Source organism: Streptomyces sp. NPDC058525, assembly GCF_042719495.1.
Lineage (GTDB): Bacteria > Actinomycetota > Actinomycetes > Streptomycetales > Streptomycetaceae > Streptomyces.
The window spans coordinates 16,444-34,693 of sequence record NZ_JBHXNP010000104.1; the positions used below are offsets into that span (position 1 = coordinate 16,444).

Consider the following 18,250-nt stretch of genomic DNA (forward strand, 5'->3'; position numbering starts at 1 on the left):
CCGGGCCCTGCGGCCCGTTTGGGACGGCCGTGATCGCGCAGGCGGGAGGGCTGGAACACCTCCGAGGAAAGGACCGTCCATGGCGGCTCCCCGACCCCCGCAGACGGCCGATCCGGAAGCGGTCAAGCGCCACCCCGGGCTCTTCCGCGCGATCAGACAACGCCGCAACCCGCGGCTGCGCCGGACGGACATCACCGTCACGGACGACCGAGCGGTCAAGCGCGCCGTGAAGGCGGCCTCGCTGGGCAACGCCATGGAGTGGTTCGACTTCGGCATCTACTCCTACCTGGCCGTCACCCTCGGGCACGTGTTCTTCCCGTCGGGCGACGACACCACCCAGCTGCTGTCCTCGTTCGCGACGTTCGCCGTGGCCTTCCTGGTGCGGCCGCTCGGCGGGATGTTCTTCGGGCCGCTGGGGGACCGGCTGGGCCGCAAGAAGGTGCTGGCCCTCACGATGATCCTGATGGCGGTGGGCACCTTCGCCATCGGCCTGATCCCCTCGCACGAGGTGATCGGCCTGTGGGCCCCGGCCCTGCTGATCCTCTTCCGGATGCTCCAGGGCTTCTCGACCGGCGGTGAGTACGGGGGCGCCTCCACCTTCATCGCCGAGTACGCGCCCGACCGGCGCCGGGGGTTCTTCGGGAGCTTCCTCGAATTCGGCACCCTGGCCGGCTACGTGGGTGCGGCCGGGCTGGTGACCGCGCTGTACGCGGTGCTCGACGACGCCCAGATGGAGTCCTGGGGCTGGCGCGTCCCCTTCCTCGTCGCGGGTCCGCTCGGCCTGGTGGGCCTGTACCTGCGGCTGCGGCTGGACGAGACGCCGGCCTTCCGGAAGTTGGACGGCGGGGCGGCCCGTGCGACGGAGGCCGCCGACGGCGTGGAGACGTCCGGCAAGGGCGACCTGGCGCGGATCTTCCGCGAGCAGTGGCCGACGCTGATCCTGTGCGTCTGCCTGGTCGGCGCGTACAACATCACCGACTACATGCTGCTGTCGTACATGCCGACCTACCTCTCCGACGAGCTCGGCTACAGCGAGACCCACGGCCTGCTCATCCTGATCGCGGTGATGGTCTTCCTGATGCTCCTCATCAGCCGGGTCGGCGCGCTCTCCGACCGGTTCGGGCGCAAGCCCGTGCTGATGGCGGGTATGGCCGGGTTCCTCGTACTGTCCCTGCCGTCGTTCCTGCTGATCCGTCAGGGCGGCATCCCGGCGATCACCGCGGGCATGCTGCTGCTGGGGCTCTCGCTGCTCTGCATGCTGGGCACGATGTCGGCCGCGCTGCCGGCCCTGTTCCCGACCCAGGTCCGCTACGGCTCGCTGTCCGTGGGCTACAACCTGTCGGCGTCGATCTTCGGCGGGACGACCCCGCTGGTGATCACGGCCCTGATCGGCTGGAGCGGCTCGAACCTGATGCCCGCCTACTACGCGATGGGCGCGGCCTTGGTCGGCCTCGTCGCGGTGGCGTGCATGAAGGAGACCGCCCGTATGCCGCTCGACGGGTCGCCGCCGGCGGTCGAGTCGCACGAGGAGGCGGCGGAGCTGTGTGCGGCGCAGTCCCCGGAGCCGAGGTTCTGAGCCCGCTGCGCCGCTGCGCCCGGCCCGCTCCGCGGTTCGGACCGGGCAGGGCTCTAGGCTTGTCGGGACTGTTCTCGATGCTCGAAGAGGCGACGACAAGATGAGCACGTACGGATCCTTCCCCGGCTCGCGGCCCCGGCGGCTGCGCACCACCCCGGCGATGCGGCGGATGGTCGCGGAGAACCGGCTGCACCCCTCGGACCTGATCCTCCCGGCGTTCGTGCGCGAGGGCATCAGCGAGCCCCTGGCGATCTCGGCGATGCCGGGCGTGGTCCAGCACACGCGGGACACACTGCGCAAGGCCGCGGCGGAGGCGGTCTCGGCCGGGGTCGCGGGCATCATGCTGTTCGGTGTCCCGGCGGACGAGAACAAGGACGCGCTGGGCACGGCGGGCACCGAGCCGGACGGGATCCTGCAGCTCGCGATCCGCGACGTGAAGGCGGAGGTGGGTGACGACCTCGTCATCATGTCCGACCTGTGCCTGGACGAGTACACGGACCACGGGCACTGCGGGGTCCTCGACGAGCACGGCCGCGTGGACAACGACGCGACGCTGGAGCGGTACGCCGAGATGGCGCAGGTCCAGGCCGACGCGGGCGTCCACGTGGTGGGCCCGAGCGGGATGATGGACGGTCAGGTCGGGGTCATCCGCGACGCGCTGGACGAGACCGGCCACGAGGACGTCTCGATCCTGGCGTACACGGCGAAGTACTCCTCCGCCTTCTACGGCCCCTTCCGCGAGGCCGTCGCGTCCTCCCTCCAGGGCGACCGCAAGACCTACCAGCAGGACCCGGCGAACGCGCGGGAGTCCCTGCGGGAGCTGGCGCTGGACCTGGAGGAGGGCGCCGACATGGTGATGGTCAAGCCGGCCGGGCCCTACCTGGACATCCTGTACCGGGTCGCGCAGTCGGTGGACGTCCCGGTGGCGGCGTACCAGATCAGCGGCGAGTTCGCGATGATCGAGGCGGCGGCGGAGAAGGGCTGGATCGAGCGCGACCGGGCCGTCCTGGAGACCCTGCTGGGCATCAAGCGGGCGGGCGCGGACACGATCCTGACGTACTGGGCGACGGAGGTCGCCGGCTGGCTGCGCGACGCCCGTTGAGGGGTGTGGCGCCCCGGCTCGCGCGGCGCATCGCGTAGGCGCACCCTGGAGGGAAGGGTGACCCCCTGGAGGTGATGCACCATGGCCACGCTCGTCGGGTGGCATGTGGAGCTTGGATTCACCGAGGAGGGCCACCGCACCAGTGCGGCGGCCCTGGTCAGGCTCGGGGACGGCTCCGAGATCAGGGCGCACGGCTATGCCATGCGCCACCCCTCCGACCCGGAGCAGCTGAGGGTCGGGGAAGAGATCGCGGGTGCTCGCGCGCTCATGGATCTCGCGTCGCAGATGTTGCAGAAGGCCCACGCCGAGATCGACGAGGCGACGGGCCGGCATTCCTACCCGCTCAACCGCTGAGCGGGTAGGGCGGTGTTCCGGCGGACCCGCCGGCGGTGCTCTGCGGAGCCCGTCAGCGGGTCCGTCGGTTGAAGAGGGCGGCCGCCAGGGCCACGGACCCCGCCGTGATCGCCGCGCACCAGGTCAGGGCCGTCCAGGGGGCGTTGCCCGCGGGCTGGTCCAGGAGCAGGGTGCGCAGGGATTCGATCACCGGGGTCAGCGGCTGGTGCTCGGCGAAGCCGTGGAGCCAGCCGGGCATGGTGTCGATGGGGACGAAGGCACTGGACGGGTAGGGCAGGAACATCATCAGGAAGGTGAAACCGCCCGCCGCCTCAGGGGAGTTGGCGAGCAGGCCGAGCGAGGCCGCCAGCCAGGAGATCGCCGTGATGTACGCGACCAGGAGCGCGGCCGCGGCCAGGAAGGCGGGCGCGGAGGCCTGCGGGCGGAACCCGATGGCGAGGGCCACGGCCAGCACCAGGGTCGTCGAGACGATGTTGCGCAGCACCGAGGCGCTCACGTGTCCGGCCAGGATCGGGATGCCGCCGACGTCCCGGGAGCGGAAGCGGTCGATGACGCCGTTCCGCATGTCGTCGGCGACGCTGACGGCGGTGCTCGCGGCTCCGAAGCCCGCGCAGAGCAGCATGGCTCCCGGGACCACGTACGTGACGTACCGGGTCCCGGTGTCGATGGCCCCGCCGAAGAAGTAGACGAAGATCAGCATCAGCATGACCGGCAGCATCAGCGCGGTGACCAGTGCGTCCGGCTGGCGGCGGCTGATGCGCAGGCTGCGGCCGGCCAGGGCGAGGGCGCTCACGGGTACGGCGGTCATCGGGCGGCTCCCGTCAGGGTGAGGAACACGTCGTCGAGGGTGGCGCTGCGGACCGTGAAGCGGTCCACCGCGGTGCGGTCCGGGTCGAGTTCGTCGAGCAGCGCCCGGACGTGGGCGGCGCTGCCGTCGGTGGGCAGGCCGAGGGTGAGCTCTTCCGGGGCGAGGTGGACGGCCCGCCCGGCGAGCGCCTCGTAGGCGTCGCGGGTGGTCAGCGTCAGGTCGAGGCGGTGGCCCGCGACCCGCGACTTGAGCGCGGCGGGCGTGCCCTCGGCGGCGATGCGCCCCTCGGCCAGTACGGCGACGCGGTCGGCGAGCCGGTCGGCCTCCTCCAGGTACTGGGTGGTGAGCAGCACGGTCGCGCCGTCGGCGCGCAGCTCCCGTACGAGCTCCCACAGGTCCTGGCGGCTGCGCGGGTCGAGCCCGGTGGTCGGCTCGTCCAGGAAGATCACCTCGGGCCGTGAGACGAGCCCGGCGGCCAGGTCGAGCCGCCGCCGCATACCGCCCGAGTACGTCTTCGCCGTGCGCCCGGCGGCCTCGGCGAGCCCGAACCGGTCCAGCAGCTCGCCGGCGCGGACACGGGACTCGCGGGCGGACAGCCCGGCCAGGCGGCCCATCATGCGGAGCATCTCGGCGCCGGTCTGGAGGTCGTCCACGGCGGCGAACTGCCCGGTGAGGCTGATGCGTTCGCGCACCCGGGAGCGTTCGGCGGTGACGTCGTACCCGGCGACCCGGGCGGTCCCGGAGTCGGGGGCGGTGAGGGTGGCCAGCAGCCGGACGGCGGTGGTCTTGCCGGCGCCGTTGGGGCCGAGCAGGGCCAGGACGCTGCCGCGCGGGACGGCCAGGTCGATGCCGTCCAGGACGCGGAGGCCGCCGTAGGACTTGGTCAGGCCGGTGGCGTGGATACCGAGGTCGTTCGTGGTCATCCGGGACCACGCTCCCTTCTGCGTATGTCGTACGCGCTTCTGTGTAAGTAATACACAGAACTAGGATGTGCGTCAACGACCCACCAGGGAGGAGCGGCGATGGCGAAGGAACCGGCGGGCGACACCGGGACCGGGCTTCCGGCGAGCCTCGAAATGGCCTGGGGCCTGCGCGAACGCCCCGGCAAGGGCCCGCGCCCCACGCTCACCCTCACGCGCATCGTGGACGCGGCCGTCGCGCTCGCTGCGCAGGAGGGCATCGACGCCGTCTCCATGGGCCGGGTCGCCAAGGAGCTGGGCGTCTCGACGATGTCCCTCTACCGGTACGTGACGGCGAAGGAAGAGCTCTACATCCTGATGTCGGACGCGGGTGTCGGGCTGCCGCCGGACCCCTTGGCCGGGGAGGGCGCGGACTGGCGGGAGCTGCTCTCGGAGTGGGCGTACGCGCAGCGGGCCGTGCTGATGGCCAACACGTGGATCCTGCGCATCCCGATCACCGGAGCCCCGGTCAGCCCGAACCAGCTCGCCTGGATGGAACGGGGCCTCGCGGCGCTGGCCGACACCGGGCTGGACGAGGGCGAGAAGATCTCGACCATCATCCTGATCGGCGGACTCGTCCGGAACGAGGCCGTCATGGCCGCGGACATGATGGACGCCATGCGGAAGTCCGGGGGTTCACCGGACGTGGCGATGTCCCAGTACCTGCGCACGCTCCGTCTGATGACCGGCCCGGACAGCCATCCGGCCGTGACGCGGCTGCTGGACTCCGACGCGTTTACCGGGTCCGGCGAGCCGGATTTCCAGTTCGCGTTCGGCTTGGGCCGCGTGCTGGACGGCCTGGCGGACCTGATCAGCTCCCGCTGACCCAACCGACGAGCCCGTCCCAGCTCGCCGGGGCGAGGTCCAGGACGGGGCCGCCCTGGACCTTCGAGTCCCGGACGTGGATGGTGGTGGGACCGGCGGCGACTTCCAGGCACTGGCCGCCTTCGTCACCGCTGTAGCTGGACTTGAACCACTTCAGTGCGGTCGTGGCAGTCATGTCTCTCCTAGCAGGCGGTCCAACAGACCCCGCGTCTGCTCGGTGTTGAGGGCCTGAGTCCGCAGCATCGCATACTTGCGTGCCAGGATGCTGACCTCGTCGGGGTCGGTGATGAGCCGACTGCCGCGTTGGGTTTCGGTGTAGCCAAGGTGCTGGTGAGCCGGTGTTTCCAGGAGGGTGAACGGGCCGTTGAGGCCTGCATGGGAGGTGCGTCCGAGTGGCATCACCTGGAGGCTCACGTCCGGCAGGTAGGAGCAGTCGCGCAGGTGGCGCAGCTGCTCCGCGTATACCTCGTCGCCGCCGATCCGGTCCCGGAGCACGGCCTCCCAGACGACGAAGCTCAGCGTCGGCGGAGTGCTGCGGCGCAGTATCCGCTGGCGGGCCAGACGTTTGACGACCAGCGCCTCGATCTCGTCCTCCGGATGGGCCGGGACGCGGCAGGCGAACACCGCGCGGGCGTAGTTCTCCGTCTGGAGCAGGCCGGGTACGACCTGGTTGTCGAACCAGGACAGGGCGATCGCGGCCTTCTCGCGGTCCATGTACTCCTCGGCCCACGGCGGCGTGACGTCGATCTCGGGCATCTCGTGCGCGGCGACAGCCAGCAGGCCCGGCAGGCCGAGGTGCTGATCCATCAGTTCCGCGACGTTCGGCATCAGCGCGCGGCGGCCTTGCTCGATGGAGGCGATCGTCTCCTCGTCCAGCCGGATCAGCTCGCCGAGCTTCTTCTGGGTCATGTTCTTGGCGATGCGGGCGGTGGCCACTTGCCGTCCGACCATCTTCATGGTCGTCGCATTGGGCCGTGCGCGTTTCCTCGGTGGCATGACGGTGAACTCCCCACCCCTGCTCCTGAACTACCCGGTGCCGACCCGTACTCATCACTGAGTACGGGTCGGCGCACAGCCACAGGCTAGTCACGTAACGCGACGATCGACTCGTGAACGTGAATACTCAACCCGCCCTGATGCGGGACCGCTTCTACCTCCGCACGCGCCAAACCGTCGGCGCGGCCAGGCAGTTCACCGCCGAGACACTTGACGTGTGGGGTGTGACATCCCGCAAGGACGACATGTTGCTCTGTGTGAGCGAGCTGGCGACCAACGCCCTGCGGCACGGGGTCCCGCCCGGTCGGGGGTACCGGGTGCGGCTGCTCGTCTTCGAGGACGCGACCGTCCGGGTCGAGGTGCACGACAGCGGGCCCGGGCTCTCGCGGATGGCGGAGCGGCGGCCGGCCGGACGGGGGCTGACGATCGTGGCGGCCCTCGCCGACGCCTGGGGCGTGCTGTCCCGGGCGCCGGGCAAGGTGGTGTGGTGCGAGTTCCGCTGACCCCGGCAGGGATCAGGCGGGCTGCTCCGGGGCCTTCGCCGTGATCACCGCGAACACCGCGCCCTGCGGATCAGCCAGGACGGCCATCCGGCCCGCGACCATGTCGAAGGCCGGCTTGAGCACGGTGGCGCCGGCCTCGGCGGCGGCCGACTGGATGGAGTCCACGCTGTCCGCGTGGAAGTACGGCAGCCAGTTCGGGGGCGTGCCGGGCGGCAGGTTGTCGAGGCTCATCATCCCGGCCACGGCGCGGCCGGCGACCTTGAACTCCGTGTAGTCCGACCCGCCTTCCATCTCGGTCGGGGCCGTGGTGACCGGCAGGATCGCGGAGTAGAACGCGGCGGCGGCGTCCGTGTCGCCGGTGCTGAGCTCGCTCCAGATCAGCGCGCCGTGCTCGTTGACGATGCCCGCGCCGTCGAAGGTCCCCGGCTCCCACAGGCCGATGACGGCGCCGGTCGGGTCGGAGGCCACGGCCATCCGGCCGAGGTCCATGACGTCCATCGGGCCCATCAGGACCTGGCCGCGCGCGTCGGTGAGGGATTTGACGGTGGCGTCGAGGCTGTCGGTGGACAGGTACGTGGTCCACACGGTCGGCGGCAGCGGGTCGGGGATGCTGCCGTCCGGGTACATCGCCTTCATGATCCCGGCGACCGGCTTGCCCTTGAGCGTGCACACGGTGTACCCGCCCTGCTCGGACGGGCCGATCTCGCCCTGCCAGCCGAACAGGCCGCAGTAGAAGTCGAGGGCGGCCTGCTGGTCGGGCACCATCAGGTCGATCCAGCAGGGGGTGCCGGGCTTGTAGGGGCCGTTCATGTCGGGCACGGGGGCCTCCGGAGGGTGGGCGGGGGATGGACGGGCCGTCCCCTACCCGGGCCGGACGCACCGAACCGGGCCGTTCGGGTGAACGGCCCGGTCCCCGCGTCAGACGGTGGTGCGGCGGCGGCGGCCGGTGCCCGCGACCAGGGCGGCGCCCAGGGCCAGGGCCATGCCCGCACCGCCGAGGGCCCAGCTGGTGGCCGCGTCGGCGCCGGTGGCGGCGAGTTCGCCGCCGGTGGTGGCGCCGGTGGTGGTGTCGACGATCGGCTTGGCGCCGCCGTTCGGGTTCGGCTGGTTGCCGTTGTCGCCGGTGCTCGGCTCGGCGGCGACGATCTTCGTCAGGCGGCCCTGCGAGCGCGACATCGCCCACGGCGTGGGGGTGTCCGGGCCGACCTGGGACGAGCCCCACGCGGTGAGGGTGAGGTCGCCGACCGGCGTGTCGGCCGCGAGACGGACGCGGACCTGGATGTCGAAGCTCTGGCCCGCCGCGACGGGGCCGCCGGCCAGGTCGGCCCCGAAGAAGACGCCCTCTTCCTCGTCGCGGATCTCGGCGTCGTGCCAGCCGGCGTTGCCGTCCTTGTCCTTGCTGAGGACCTCGACCTTGAGCTGGGAGCCCTTCATCGAGACCCAGTCGGGGCGGGACAGGCCCAGCCCGACGTTGAAGCCCTCCAGGGCGTCCTTGCCGGAGTTGTCGACACGGATCGACAGGTTGCTCCAGTCGCCGCCCGCCGTGACGGTCTGCGGCACTCCGTTGACGGTCAGCTTGGGACCCTCGACGAACGGGTCCTCCTGCCCGCCGGTCGCACCGCTGATCTTGGTGTTGTACCAGGTGGCGGGGGAGTGGTTGGTGTCCGCCCCGCTGCGGCTCTTGCCGTCGGAGTACAGCTGGAAGGGCAGTACCGGGGTGTCCGCCGCGAAGCTGATCCGCACGTCGACCGTGTAGACCTTGTCCGTGGGGAGGTTCGGGGTGGTCCCCAGGTCGTACTGGAGGCCCGGGCCGAGCTCCACGCCCTGGATGGGCTCGGCGGACTGCCAGGCCTCGCCGCCGACGCGCCACTCGACCTTGACCTGGGAGGACTTGAACTTGTCGTCCTCCTCGAACACGGTCAGGGAGGGCGTGTAGTTCGGCACGGCGAGGTGGCCGGAGTTGTCGACCGTCACCTCCAGCGGGGTCCAGCTGCCGTCGGCCTTGAAGCCGTCCTTCGGGATGCCCGCCACGGTGACCTCGGGACCCATCAGGATCCCGTCTTCGTCGGCGTCCTGCTTGTCCTCGGTGGACTTGGCGTCCTTCGCGGGCTGCTCGGCGGGAGCCGGGGCCGGGGCGGGCGTCGCGGGCGTCTCCACGACCGGGGCGGGCTTCTCCGTGACGGGCGTCTCCACGACCGGCGTGGTCGGCGTGCCGGCGTCGGCGGGCGTGTCGTCCTTGGGTGCCACGTCCGGGACGGTCACGGCGGGCTGCTCGGCGGCCAGGGCGGGCGTGGCGGTCAGGATGGTCGGTCCTGCCACGGCCACCGCGGCCACGGCGGCGATGCGCTTGATCTTCTTCATTTGTTCGGTTCCCCCCATACAGATCTTTTGAACGTGATCAGATTAGTGGGGGTGGCGTGAAAGTTGATGGCTTGAACATCACGAAACGTGAACGACCCCGGCAGAAGCTGCCGGGGTCGTTCGCGTATGTCCTGATATCAGAGCTTCTCGGGCGTCCGGATCCCGAGGAGCGACATGCCCTTCGTCAGCGTGCGGGCCGTCAGGTCGCAGAGGAACAGACGGTTCTCGACCTGCTCCGGGGTGTCCGCCTTCAGGACCGGGCACTCCGAGTAGAAGGTCGTGTAGAACGAGGCCAGCTGGTAGAGGTACGCCGCCAGCTTGTGCGGCGCGTACTCCGCCGACGCCTCCGCGATGAGCTCGCCGAAGTGGTCCAGGTGCAGGCCCAGCGCACGCTCGGCCGGGGCGAGGGCCAGCTCCGGGTGGGCGGCGGGCTTCGCTTCACCGGCCTTGCGCAGGATGGACTGGATGCGGGCGTACGCGTACTGGAGGTACACGGACGTGTCGCCCGTCAGCGAGACCATCTGGTCCAGGTCGAACTTGTAGTCGCGCGCGGCCGAGGTCGAGAGGTCCGCGTACTTCACCGCGCCGATTCCGACCTGCACCGCCCGCTCGCCGATCTCGGCCTCGGACAGGTCCTGCGCCTTCTCCCGTACGACGGCCGCCGCGCGGTCGATGGCTTCGTCCAGCAGATCCACCAGCCGCACCGTCTCGCCCTCGCGGGTCTTGAACGGCTTGCCGTCCTTGCCGAGGACCGTGCCGAAGGCCAGCTGGACGGCCTTGACCTCGTCGTTCAGCCAGCCCGCCCGGCGCGCCGTCTCGAAGACCATCTTGAAGTGCAGGGACTGCCGCGCGTCCACCACGTAGATCAGAGTGGTCGCCGACAGGTCGGCGACGCGGTTGCGGATCGCCGAGAGGTCGGTGGCCGCGTAGCCGAAGCCGCCGTCCGACTTCTGCACGATCAGCGGGGTCGGGTTGCCGTCCGGGCCCTTGACGTCGTCGAAGAACACGCACAGCGCGCCGTTCGAGCGGACGGCGACGCCCGACTCCTCCAGCAGCTTGCACGTCTCGACCAGCATGTCGTTGTAGCCGGACTCGCCGACCACGTCCGGGTCCTGGATGTCCATGTCCAGCTTGTTGAAGACGGAGTAGAAGTAGATCTTCGACTCGTCCACGAACCGCTGCCACAGCGCCAGGGTCTCCGGATCGCCGGCCTGGAGGTCCACCACCCGGGCCCGGGCCCGCGTCTTGAACTCCTCGTCGGAGTCGAAGAGGGCGCGCGAGGCCTTGTAGAGCCGGTTCAGGTTGGACATGGCCTCCTCGCCGGACACCTCCTCGTCCGACTTGTGGTCCAGCTCGTGCGGGTGCTCCAGCAGGTACTGGATGAGCATGCCGAACTGGGTGCCCCAGTCGCCGATGTGGTGGCGGCGGACCACCTTCTCGCCCGTGAACTCCAGGATCTCCACCATCGCCGCGCCGATCACCGCGGACCGCAGGTGGCCGACGTGCATCTCCTTGGCGACGTTCGGCTGCGCGTAGTCGATCACCGTGGTGCCCGGCTTCGCCGCGAGCGGCACGCCCAGCCGGTCGTCCAGCGCCCGCGCCGCGAGGGTCTCGATGATCGCCTTGTCGGTGATGGTGATGTTGAGGAAGCCCGGGCCCGAGACCTCGATCTCCTGGATCAGGTCACCGGTCGCGATGCCCTCGACCACGGTCGTCGCCAGCTCGCGCGGGTTGGCCTTCGCCTTCTTCGCGAGCGCCAGGATGCCGTTGGCCTGGAAGTCGGCCCGGTCGCTTCGTCGCAGCATGGGGTCTCCCCAGCCCGAAGGGCGAGGGGAAGGGTCCGCGCTGTCGGAGCCTGCCTTCAGCATCGCCGCCGCGAGGGCGTCCGCGACGCGCTGATTGACGGAAGAAGCGAGGGAAGGGACCGAGGCCATGAGCTGCCGTTCCTGTGAGGTTGTGCCGGTGGGTGCACTTGGTTGTTCCGACAAGTGCCGAGTATCCCACGTGAGGGCCATCCGTTTCGCGGGAGAAAACCTCGGGAGAAAGCGGCGGGAGAAACAACCGCGGAGCGGCCGCGGACGTCTGGGAGAATGGCTGAAGCCAGCATTCGAGATAGAAGGACGTGTCGTGGCGCAGAGCAGCACCGAGACCGACTGGGTCTCCCGTTTCGCGGACGAGGTCATCGCCGAGGCGGAGCGCCGAGCACCCGGCGAGAAAACCCCGGCTGTCGTCGTCGCGTCCGGACTCTCCCCCTCCGGCCCGATCCACCTGGGCAACCTCCGCGAGGTCATGACCCCCCACCTGGTCGCGGACGAGATCCGTCGCCGGGGCCACGAGGTCCGCCACCTCATCTCGTGGGACGACTACGACCGCTACCGCAAGGTCCCCAAGGGCATCCCCGGCGTCACCGAGGAATCGCACGCCCAGCACATCGGCCGCCCGCTGACCGCTGTGCCCGCCCCCGAGGGCTCCGCGTACCCGAACTGGGCCGAGCACTTCAAGGCCGCCATGGTCGAGGCCCTGGCCGAGCTGGGCGTCGAGTACGACCCCATCAGCCAGACCGAGCAGTACACCTCCGGCGTCTACCGCGAGCAGGTGCTGCACGCGATGAAGCACCGCGGTGACATCGACGCCGTCCTCGACCAGTACCGCACCAAGCAGAAGCCGGGCGGCAAGAAGCCCCAGCAGAAGCAGGTCGACGAGGCCGAGCTCGAGGCCGCCGAGGGCTCCGGCGCGGCCGCCGAGGACGACGGCAGCACCGGCGAGGGCGGGTACTACCCGTACAAGCCCTACTGCGCCCAGTGCGGCAAGGACTTCACCAAGGTCACCTCGTACGACGACGAGACGACCGAGATGACCTATGTCTGCACCGAGGACGAGTTCACCGAGACGGTCAAGCTCAGCGAGTTCAACCGCGGCAAGCTGGTCTGGAAGGTCGACTGGCCCATGCGCTGGGCCTTCGAGGGCGTCGTCTTCGAGCCCTCCGGCGTCGACCACTCCTCGCCCGGCTCGTCCTTCCAGGTCGGCGGCCAGATCGTGCACATCTTCGGCGGCGAGCAGCCGATCGGACCGATGTACGCGTTCGTCGGCATCAGCGGCATGGCCAAGATGTCCTCCAGCAAGGGCGGGGTCCCGACCCCGGCCGACGCGCTGAAGATCATGGAGCCGCAGCTGCTGCGCTGGCTGTACGCGCGCCGCCGCCCGAACCAGTCCTTCAAGATCGCCTTCGACCAGGAGATCCAGCGGCTCTACGACGAGTGGGACAAGCTGGAGGCCAAGGTCGCGGACGGCTCCGTGCTGCCCGCCGACGCGGCCGCCCACACCCGCGCCGTGCGCACCGCCGCCGCCGAGCTGCCGCGCACCCCGCGGCCGCTGCCCTACCGCACCCTCGCGTCCGTCGTCGACATCACCGCCGGCCACGACGAGCAGACCCTGCGCATCCTGACGGACCTCGACCCGTCGCAGCCGCTCACCTCCCTCGACGAGGTACGGCCGCGCCTGGACCGCGCCGAGAACTGGATCACCACCCAGGTCCCGGCCGACCAGCGGACCCTCGTACGCGAGGAGCCCGACGCGGAGCTGCTGTCGTCCCTGGACGACGAGGGCCGCGAGTCGCTGCGCCTGCTGCTCGACGGACTCGACTCGCACTGGTCCCTGGACGGGCTCACCACGCTGGTCTACGGCGTGCCCAAGGTGATGGCCGGGCTCGAGCCCGACGCCAAGCCGACGCCGGAGCTCAAGGTCGCCCAGCGGACGTTCTTCGCGCTGCTCTACCGGCTGCTCGTGACCCGCGAGACCGGACCGCGCCTGCCCACGCTGCTGCTGGCCGTCGGCGCCGACCGGGTGCGCAAGCTGCTCGCCGTCTGAGCCGGCCCCGCACCGCATGCGGAGGGCCCGCACCCCTCGGGGTGCGGGCCCTTCCGCTTGCCTGCCGGCCGTGTCCCGCTCGGGGTCAGGGCAGGGCAGGGCCGGGCCGGGCCGAGCCAGGCTCAGGCGATGTGCTCGTTCTCCAGGTCCTTTTGGTAGCGCTGCTTGAACGCCGGGATCATGCGGCGCAGCAGCGAACCGCTGCGCGGGTGGGTCACGCCGTAACCGTCCGACAGGTGTATGTCGAGCGCCTCGGCCGTCGGGAAGTCGTTCTGCTCGTCGACCAGCGCACGGAACACCTTGTACGCGACCTCGCCGAACTCCGCCTCGTCCGGCCCGTCAGCGGCCTCCGCGGCGTCCTCGCGACGGGGAGCCGGAACCTGCGGCTGCCGGTTCTGCTGCTCCTGAACCTGCTCGTGGTCCTGCTGCTGCGGCTCCTGCTGCTGGGGCTGCTGCTGCGGTTGGGGAGCCTCCGGGCCCGCCGGGCGCATGACCGGGGTCGGCTCCAGGCCCTCGACGTACTGCGGGTTGTAACCGCCCTCGTACGCCGCCTGCGGAGCCAGCGGCGCCGCGAACCAGGCACTGGCGTGGGCCGCGGGCATGGCCGTCGGGTCCACCGCGAACGCCGGCGGCGCCTGCGAGGCCGCCACGGCCGGTACCTGAGCCTGGGCCTGCGCCTCGCCCTGCGCCTGCGCCTGGGCCTGCGCCTGGGCCTGCTGTGCCTGCGCCCGGGCCGCCTCCGCGGCCTCCGGACCGGGCCCGACGGCCGCCACGGCCGCCGCCTCCAGAGCGGGAGCCGCGGCCGGCACGGCAGCCGTCGGCGGCAGCAGCACCGGGTCGATGCCCGCCGCCGCCAGCCCCTCCGGGGCCGTCTGCGCCAGCGGCACACCGATCCGGGCCAGCTTCAGCGGCATCAGCGCCTCCACCGGAGCCTTGCGCCGCCAGGACCGCCCGTACCGCGCCTGCAGCCGGGCCTGGTAGATCAGCCGGTCCTGCTCCATGCCGACCGCCTGCTCGTAGGAGCGCAGCTCCCACAGCTTCATCCGGCGCCACAGCTTGAAGGTCGGCACCGGCGACAGCAGCCACCGGGTCAGGCGCACGCCCTCCATGTGCCGGTCCGCGGTGATGTCCGCGATCCGGCCCACGGCGTGCCGGGCGGCCTCGACCGTCACCACGAACAGGATCGGGATCACGGCGTGCATGCCGACACCCAGCGGGTCCGGCCAGGCCGCCGCGCCGTTGAAGGCGATCGTCGCCGCGGTCAGCAGCCACGCCGTCTGGCGCAGCAGGGGGAAGGGGATGCGGATCCAGGTCAGCAGCAGGTCCAGCGCGAGCAGGACGCAGATGCCCGCGTCGATGCCGATCGGGAAGACCAGGGAGAAGCTGCCGAAGCCTTTCTGCAGGGCGAGGGCGCGCACCGCGGAGTACGAGCCAGCGAAGCCGATGCCCGCGATGACGACGGCTCCGGCGACCACGACGCCGATGAGTATCCGGTGCGTACGAGTCAGCTGCATCGCGGCCACCCGCGATCCCCTCCCCTTGTCGAGCACACTTACCGAGCCTTTACCCGGCTGCGGCAGGCACAGCGTACGGGTGACCCGGTGTCAACGCCTCAGGCGGGCCCGCTCCTACTGCGCGGGCTGCGGGGACTGCGCCTGCTCCGGCTGCTTGTTGGCGGCGTCGACCGAGGCCACGGACTCCTTGGCCGCCGCGATGGCGTCCTGGAGCAGCTTCGCCTGGTCCGGCGCGCCGGCACCCTCGTACGCGGCACCGTTGTAGTCGAGCGTCACGACGACGTTCTGCGTGCGGGCCACGATCGTCGTGTTGAAGAAGTCCACGTCCTTCTTCGAGCTGTAGACGATCGAAGTGGCCTGGTCGCCGACCCCGCCCGCGGCCTCGGCCTTCACGTTCTGCGCGCCCTCGGACGCCTTCGACGCCTCGACCTGCTTGTTGTACTGCTCCTCCGCACGCTTGTTCGCGCTGCCGAGGGAGGCCTGCGAGTCGTAGCGGAAGAAGGAGATCGACAGCCAGCGGTACTGCGAGCCCTTCAGACCGTCCTCGTCCAGACCGTTCCAGGAGCAGCTGGCCCGGCTCGCCAGGTCGTTCGACTTGGTCGCCGTACCGTTCTTGTCCTTCGCCTCCGGGACGAGCGTGTCGATCGTCCCGGTCTGGACGGCCTTGCAGGGGTCCGGGAGCGTGGCGTACGCCGCCTTCTCCAGGGTCGCGGACGGCTTCGCGCTCGGCTGGCCGGACGCGGAGGATTCGGACTTCTTGCCGCCGTCCGAGCCCGAGCCCTTGCCCGAATCGGACGAGCACCCGGCGACGGTGAGTATCACCGGGACGGCTGCGCAGGCGAGAACGCGGGTGAGGCGCGAGGCTGATCGGTGCATGTTTCCTTCAGTGCGTTGGTGGGTCTTCTTCGGACACGGGGCCGAACGGAACCGGACGCGGGACCCGGGCAACGGTAGCCCGATCGGGTGGCGGCGTGCTGTGCGCGCCGTCACCCCGGGCCGCGGCGCAGCCCGCTCACTCGCCCAGGCGCTCGACCAGAGCCTGCGCCAACTGCCGTGTCCTGTCCTGGGTTTCGGCGCTGGACGGGACGGTACCGGGCAGTGCGGGCTGCACGCTGTACTCCAGCGTGACGATGACATTCGAGGTACGGAACACAATGCGCACGGTGCGCGACTGCGCCGCGGCCGCCCCGGCGGGAGTCAGCTTGTCCTCGACGAACGCCTCCGTCCCGAGGCCCTCCAGCACGCGTGAGCCGAGCTCGACGGGGGCGGACGGACTGCCGGACGGACTGCCCGACGGGCTGCCGGACGGCGAGGGCGACCCCGCACCGGCGCCGCCGGGCTGCGGCGGGGCCGGGGCGGAGGGCGTCGGGGTGCCCGCGGGCGCCGAGGAGGGGCTCGTGACCGGGCCGGGGAAGGGCAGCTTGGCGTCGGTCAGCTGGCGCACGTACACCTGGTGCGCCTTGTCGTCGTCGCTGGTGGTTGCCCGGTCGTAGGAGACCACGCGCTCGAAGTCGACCGACAGCAGCCGGGTCTCCTCGGGCGTCTGCGCGCTCCAGCGGCAGCCGACGCGCCGGTCGCCGTCGTACGAGGCGTCCGCGGTGCCGGCGTAGAGCTGGTCGCGCTGCTCGGGGGTGAGCGATTCCGCGGCCGGGAGCATGGCCTTGAGGCGCTTGCTGTCCGCTGCCTTGCAGGGGGCGGGCAGGATGCGGTACTTCCCGGGTTGGGCGGGCGCGGCCTGGCTGCCGCCGGCCTTCGAGTCGCTGGTGCTGCCGGTGCCGCTCCCGCCGGTGCACCCGGTCAGGCCGGCCGCGCCGGCCACGAGTGCGGTGAGCATCGCGATGCCCGGCAGGGCTCGCCGTACCGCCTTGCGCTGCACGTCCAATGGCTCCCTTCGACCGGCGGGCCCCCCGACGGTCAGGAAAATGCGTTGCCGCGGCTCGGGCGCGGATGGACACAATGTCTATCGCACACGCTGGTGCCGGCGCCGGTCCCCTGTCGTATTTGGGATCAAGAGCGAGGCTTTTTGCGCTTTCTGACTTTTCCGTGGTTTTCGGGGGATTGATTCCATATGTCGTATGTAGAGGTACCTGGGGCGAAAGTCCCGATCCGGATGTGGACGGACCCGGCGTCGGTCGAGGACCACGCGATGCAGCAGCTGCGCAACGTGGCCACCCTCCCGTGGATCAAGGGCCTGGCCGTCATGCCGGACGTCCACTACGGCAAGGGCGCCACGGTCGGATCGGTGATCGCGATGAAGGACGCGGTCTGCCCGGCGGCGGTGGGGGTGGACATCGGCTGCGGCATGTCGGCGGTGAAGACCTCCCTGACGGCGAACGACCTGCCGGGGGATCTGTCGAAGCTGAGGTCGCGGATCGAGCAGGCGATTCCGGTGGGCACGGGGCTGCACAAGGAGGCCGTGGACCCGTCGCGGCTGTACGGCTTCTCGGCCGACGGGTACGAGGACCTCTGGAAGCGCTTCGACTACATCACGGATGCGGTCAAGTTCCGTCGGGAACGTGCCACGAAGCAGATCGGAACGCTCGGGGGCGGCAACCACTTCATCGAATTCTGTCTGGACGAGTCGGGTTCGGTCTGGCTGATGCTGCACTCCGGCTCCCGGAACATCGGCAACGAGCTGGCGGACTTCCACATCAACGTGGCCCGCGGCCTGGACCACAACCAGGGCCTGGTCGACCGCGACCTGGCGGTGTTCCTGGCGGCGACCCCCGAGATGGCGGCGTACCGCAACGACCTCTTCTGGGCTCAGGAGTACGCGAAGTACAACCGCGCGGCCATGATGAGCCTGTTCAAGGAGGTCATCCGCAAGGAGTTCCGGAAGGCGAAGGTCTCCTTCGACCGGGAGATCAGCTGCCACCACAACTACGTGGCGGAGGAGCGGTACGACGGCATGGACCTGCTGGTCACCCGCAAGGGCGCGATCCGCGCCGGCAGCGGTGACTACGGGATCATCCCGGGCTCCATGGGCACGGGCTCGTACATCGTGAAGGGCCTCGGCAACGAGAAGTCCTTCAACTCGGCCTCGCACGGCGCGGGCCGGAAGATGAGCCGGACGGCGGCGAAGAAGAAGTTCTCGGCGCGGGACCTGGCGGAGCAGACCAAGGGCGTCGAGTGCCGCAAGGACTCGGGTGTCGTGGACGAGATCCCGGGCGCGTACAAGTCGATCGAGCAGGTCATCGACCAGCAGACCGATCTGGTGCAGGTCGTGGCCAAGATCAAGCAGGTCATCTGCGTCAAGGGCTGACGCCCGGGCGCGGATTTCGGGGGAGTGGAGGGCGGGGGGGGGCGGGCGGGGCCCGCCCCCCCCCCCCCGGTTCTTGAGCCGCACCGACCCAGGCTCGACCAGCCACGACCAAGCCCAGGCGCA

Annotated in this window: 17 protein-coding genes; 7 read left to right on the top strand and 10 right to left on the bottom strand. The window is 70.6% G+C overall.

Going from position 1 to position 18,250, the window contains the following annotated elements; all coding sequences use genetic code 11:
* The first annotated feature begins 79 nt into the window (after positions 1 to 79).
* The 3 genes from proP to ACFWP3_RS34335 all read left to right on the top strand — a co-directional run bounded on the left by proP (position 80) and on the right by ACFWP3_RS34335 (position 3,032).
* Positions 80 to 1,576, top strand: a complete 1,497-nt coding sequence (proP, locus tag ACFWP3_RS34325) for a glycine betaine/L-proline transporter ProP (protein ID WP_384228999.1) — start codon at positions 80 to 82, stop codon at positions 1,574 to 1,576.
* Between the two features lie 100 nt (positions 1,577 to 1,676).
* Entirely contained in the window at positions 1,677 to 2,678 is a 1,002-nt protein-coding gene (gene hemB, locus ACFWP3_RS34330) for a porphobilinogen synthase (protein WP_384229002.1), read from the top strand.
* 81 nt (positions 2,679 to 2,759) lie between these two features.
* Positions 2,760 to 3,032 (top strand): DUF1876 domain-containing protein, encoded by a 273-nt coding sequence (locus tag ACFWP3_RS34335; protein WP_362309228.1) that lies wholly within the window; start codon positions 2,760 to 2,762, stop codon positions 3,030 to 3,032.
* Between the two features lie 52 nt (positions 3,033 to 3,084).
* Here the strand turns inward: ACFWP3_RS34335 and ACFWP3_RS34340 are convergent, their stop codons facing one another.
* Positions 3,085 to 3,840 carry an ABC transporter permease gene (locus ACFWP3_RS34340; RefSeq protein WP_384229004.1) on the bottom strand — a complete coding sequence of 252 codons (756 nt, stop codon included), beginning with the start codon at positions 3,838 to 3,840 and terminating at the stop codon, positions 3,085 to 3,087.
* The gene (locus tag ACFWP3_RS34345) at positions 3,837 to 4,763 is read right to left on the bottom strand and encodes an ATP-binding cassette domain-containing protein (RefSeq protein WP_384229006.1); all 927 of its coding nucleotides are present in this window, start codon (positions 4,761 to 4,763) and stop codon (positions 3,837 to 3,839) included. Before ACFWP3_RS34345 ends, ACFWP3_RS34340 begins: the two co-directional genes overlap by 4 nt.
* 99 nt (positions 4,764 to 4,862) lie before the next feature.
* Here ACFWP3_RS34345 and ACFWP3_RS34350 point away from each other — a divergent pair, with 99 nt between their 5' ends.
* Positions 4,863 to 5,624, top strand: a complete 762-nt coding sequence (locus tag ACFWP3_RS34350; protein ID WP_384229008.1) for a TetR/AcrR family transcriptional regulator — start codon at positions 4,863 to 4,865, stop codon at positions 5,622 to 5,624.
* Here ACFWP3_RS34350 and ACFWP3_RS34355 read toward each other — a convergent pair.
* Positions 5,611 to 5,799 carry a DUF397 domain-containing protein gene (locus ACFWP3_RS34355; protein WP_384229011.1) on the bottom strand — a complete coding sequence of 63 codons (189 nt, stop codon included), beginning with the start codon at positions 5,797 to 5,799 and terminating at the stop codon, positions 5,611 to 5,613. The genes ACFWP3_RS34350 and ACFWP3_RS34355 overlap by 14 nt on opposite strands.
* Positions 5,796 to 6,581, bottom strand: a complete 786-nt coding sequence (locus tag ACFWP3_RS34360) for a Scr1 family TA system antitoxin-like transcriptional regulator (RefSeq protein ID WP_384229014.1) — start codon at positions 6,579 to 6,581, stop codon at positions 5,796 to 5,798. Before ACFWP3_RS34360 ends, ACFWP3_RS34355 begins: the two co-directional genes overlap by 4 nt.
* Before the next feature lie 152 nt (positions 6,582 to 6,733).
* On the opposite strand from ACFWP3_RS34360, the gene ACFWP3_RS34365 reads away from it, so the two are divergent.
* A complete protein-coding gene (locus tag ACFWP3_RS34365; protein ID WP_384229015.1) occupies positions 6,734 to 7,123 on the top strand; it encodes an ATP-binding protein in 390 nt (129 codons plus the stop codon).
* A gap of 12 nt (positions 7,124 to 7,135) precedes the next feature.
* Here ACFWP3_RS34365 and ACFWP3_RS34370 read toward each other — a convergent pair whose 3' ends face one another.
* The 3 genes from ACFWP3_RS34370 to argS all read right to left on the bottom strand — a co-directional run bounded on the left by ACFWP3_RS34370 (position 7,136) and on the right by argS (position 11,418).
* A complete protein-coding gene (locus ACFWP3_RS34370; protein ID WP_384229036.1) occupies positions 7,136 to 7,933 on the bottom strand; it encodes a VOC family protein in 798 nt (265 codons plus the stop codon).
* Positions 7,934 to 8,041: 108 nt separating this feature from the next.
* Positions 8,042 to 9,484, bottom strand: coding sequence for a hypothetical protein (locus ACFWP3_RS34375; RefSeq protein WP_384229018.1), 1,443 nt, complete (start codon positions 9,482 to 9,484; stop codon positions 8,042 to 8,044).
* A 137-nt stretch (positions 9,485 to 9,621) separates the two neighbouring features.
* On the bottom strand, positions 9,622 to 11,418 hold the full coding sequence (gene argS, locus ACFWP3_RS34380; RefSeq protein WP_384229020.1) for an arginine--tRNA ligase: 1,797 nt from the start codon (positions 11,416 to 11,418) through the stop codon (positions 9,622 to 9,624).
* Positions 11,419 to 11,611: 193 nt separating this feature from the next.
* Between argS and lysS the strand changes: the two genes are divergently transcribed.
* Positions 11,612 to 13,351, top strand: coding sequence for a lysine--tRNA ligase (gene lysS / locus ACFWP3_RS34385; RefSeq protein ID WP_384229022.1), 1,740 nt, complete (start codon positions 11,612 to 11,614; stop codon positions 13,349 to 13,351).
* Positions 13,352 to 13,473: 122 nt separating this feature from the next.
* On the opposite strand, the gene ACFWP3_RS34390 is transcribed toward lysS, so the two are convergent.
* The 3 genes from ACFWP3_RS34390 to ACFWP3_RS34400 form a co-directional block, all read right to left on the bottom strand.
* Positions 13,474 to 14,874 carry a DUF2637 domain-containing protein gene (locus ACFWP3_RS34390; protein ID WP_384229025.1) on the bottom strand — a complete coding sequence of 467 codons (1,401 nt, stop codon included), beginning with the start codon at positions 14,872 to 14,874 and terminating at the stop codon, positions 13,474 to 13,476.
* A 105-nt stretch (positions 14,875 to 14,979) separates the two neighbouring features.
* Positions 14,980 to 15,741, bottom strand: coding sequence for a DUF3558 family protein (locus tag ACFWP3_RS34395; RefSeq protein ID WP_384229027.1), 762 nt, complete (start codon positions 15,739 to 15,741; stop codon positions 14,980 to 14,982).
* A 136-nt stretch (positions 15,742 to 15,877) separates the two neighbouring features.
* Positions 15,878 to 16,741 (bottom strand): DUF3558 domain-containing protein, encoded by an 864-nt coding sequence (locus ACFWP3_RS34400; protein WP_384229029.1) that lies wholly within the window; start codon positions 16,739 to 16,741, stop codon positions 15,878 to 15,880.
* 192 nt (positions 16,742 to 16,933) lie between these two features.
* On the opposite strand from ACFWP3_RS34400, the gene ACFWP3_RS34405 reads away from it, so the two are divergent.
* Positions 16,934 to 18,127 carry an RtcB family protein gene (locus ACFWP3_RS34405; protein ID WP_384229032.1) on the top strand — a complete coding sequence of 398 codons (1,194 nt, stop codon included), beginning with the start codon at positions 16,934 to 16,936 and terminating at the stop codon, positions 18,125 to 18,127.
* The last annotated feature ends 123 nt before the right edge of the window (positions 18,128 to 18,250 follow it).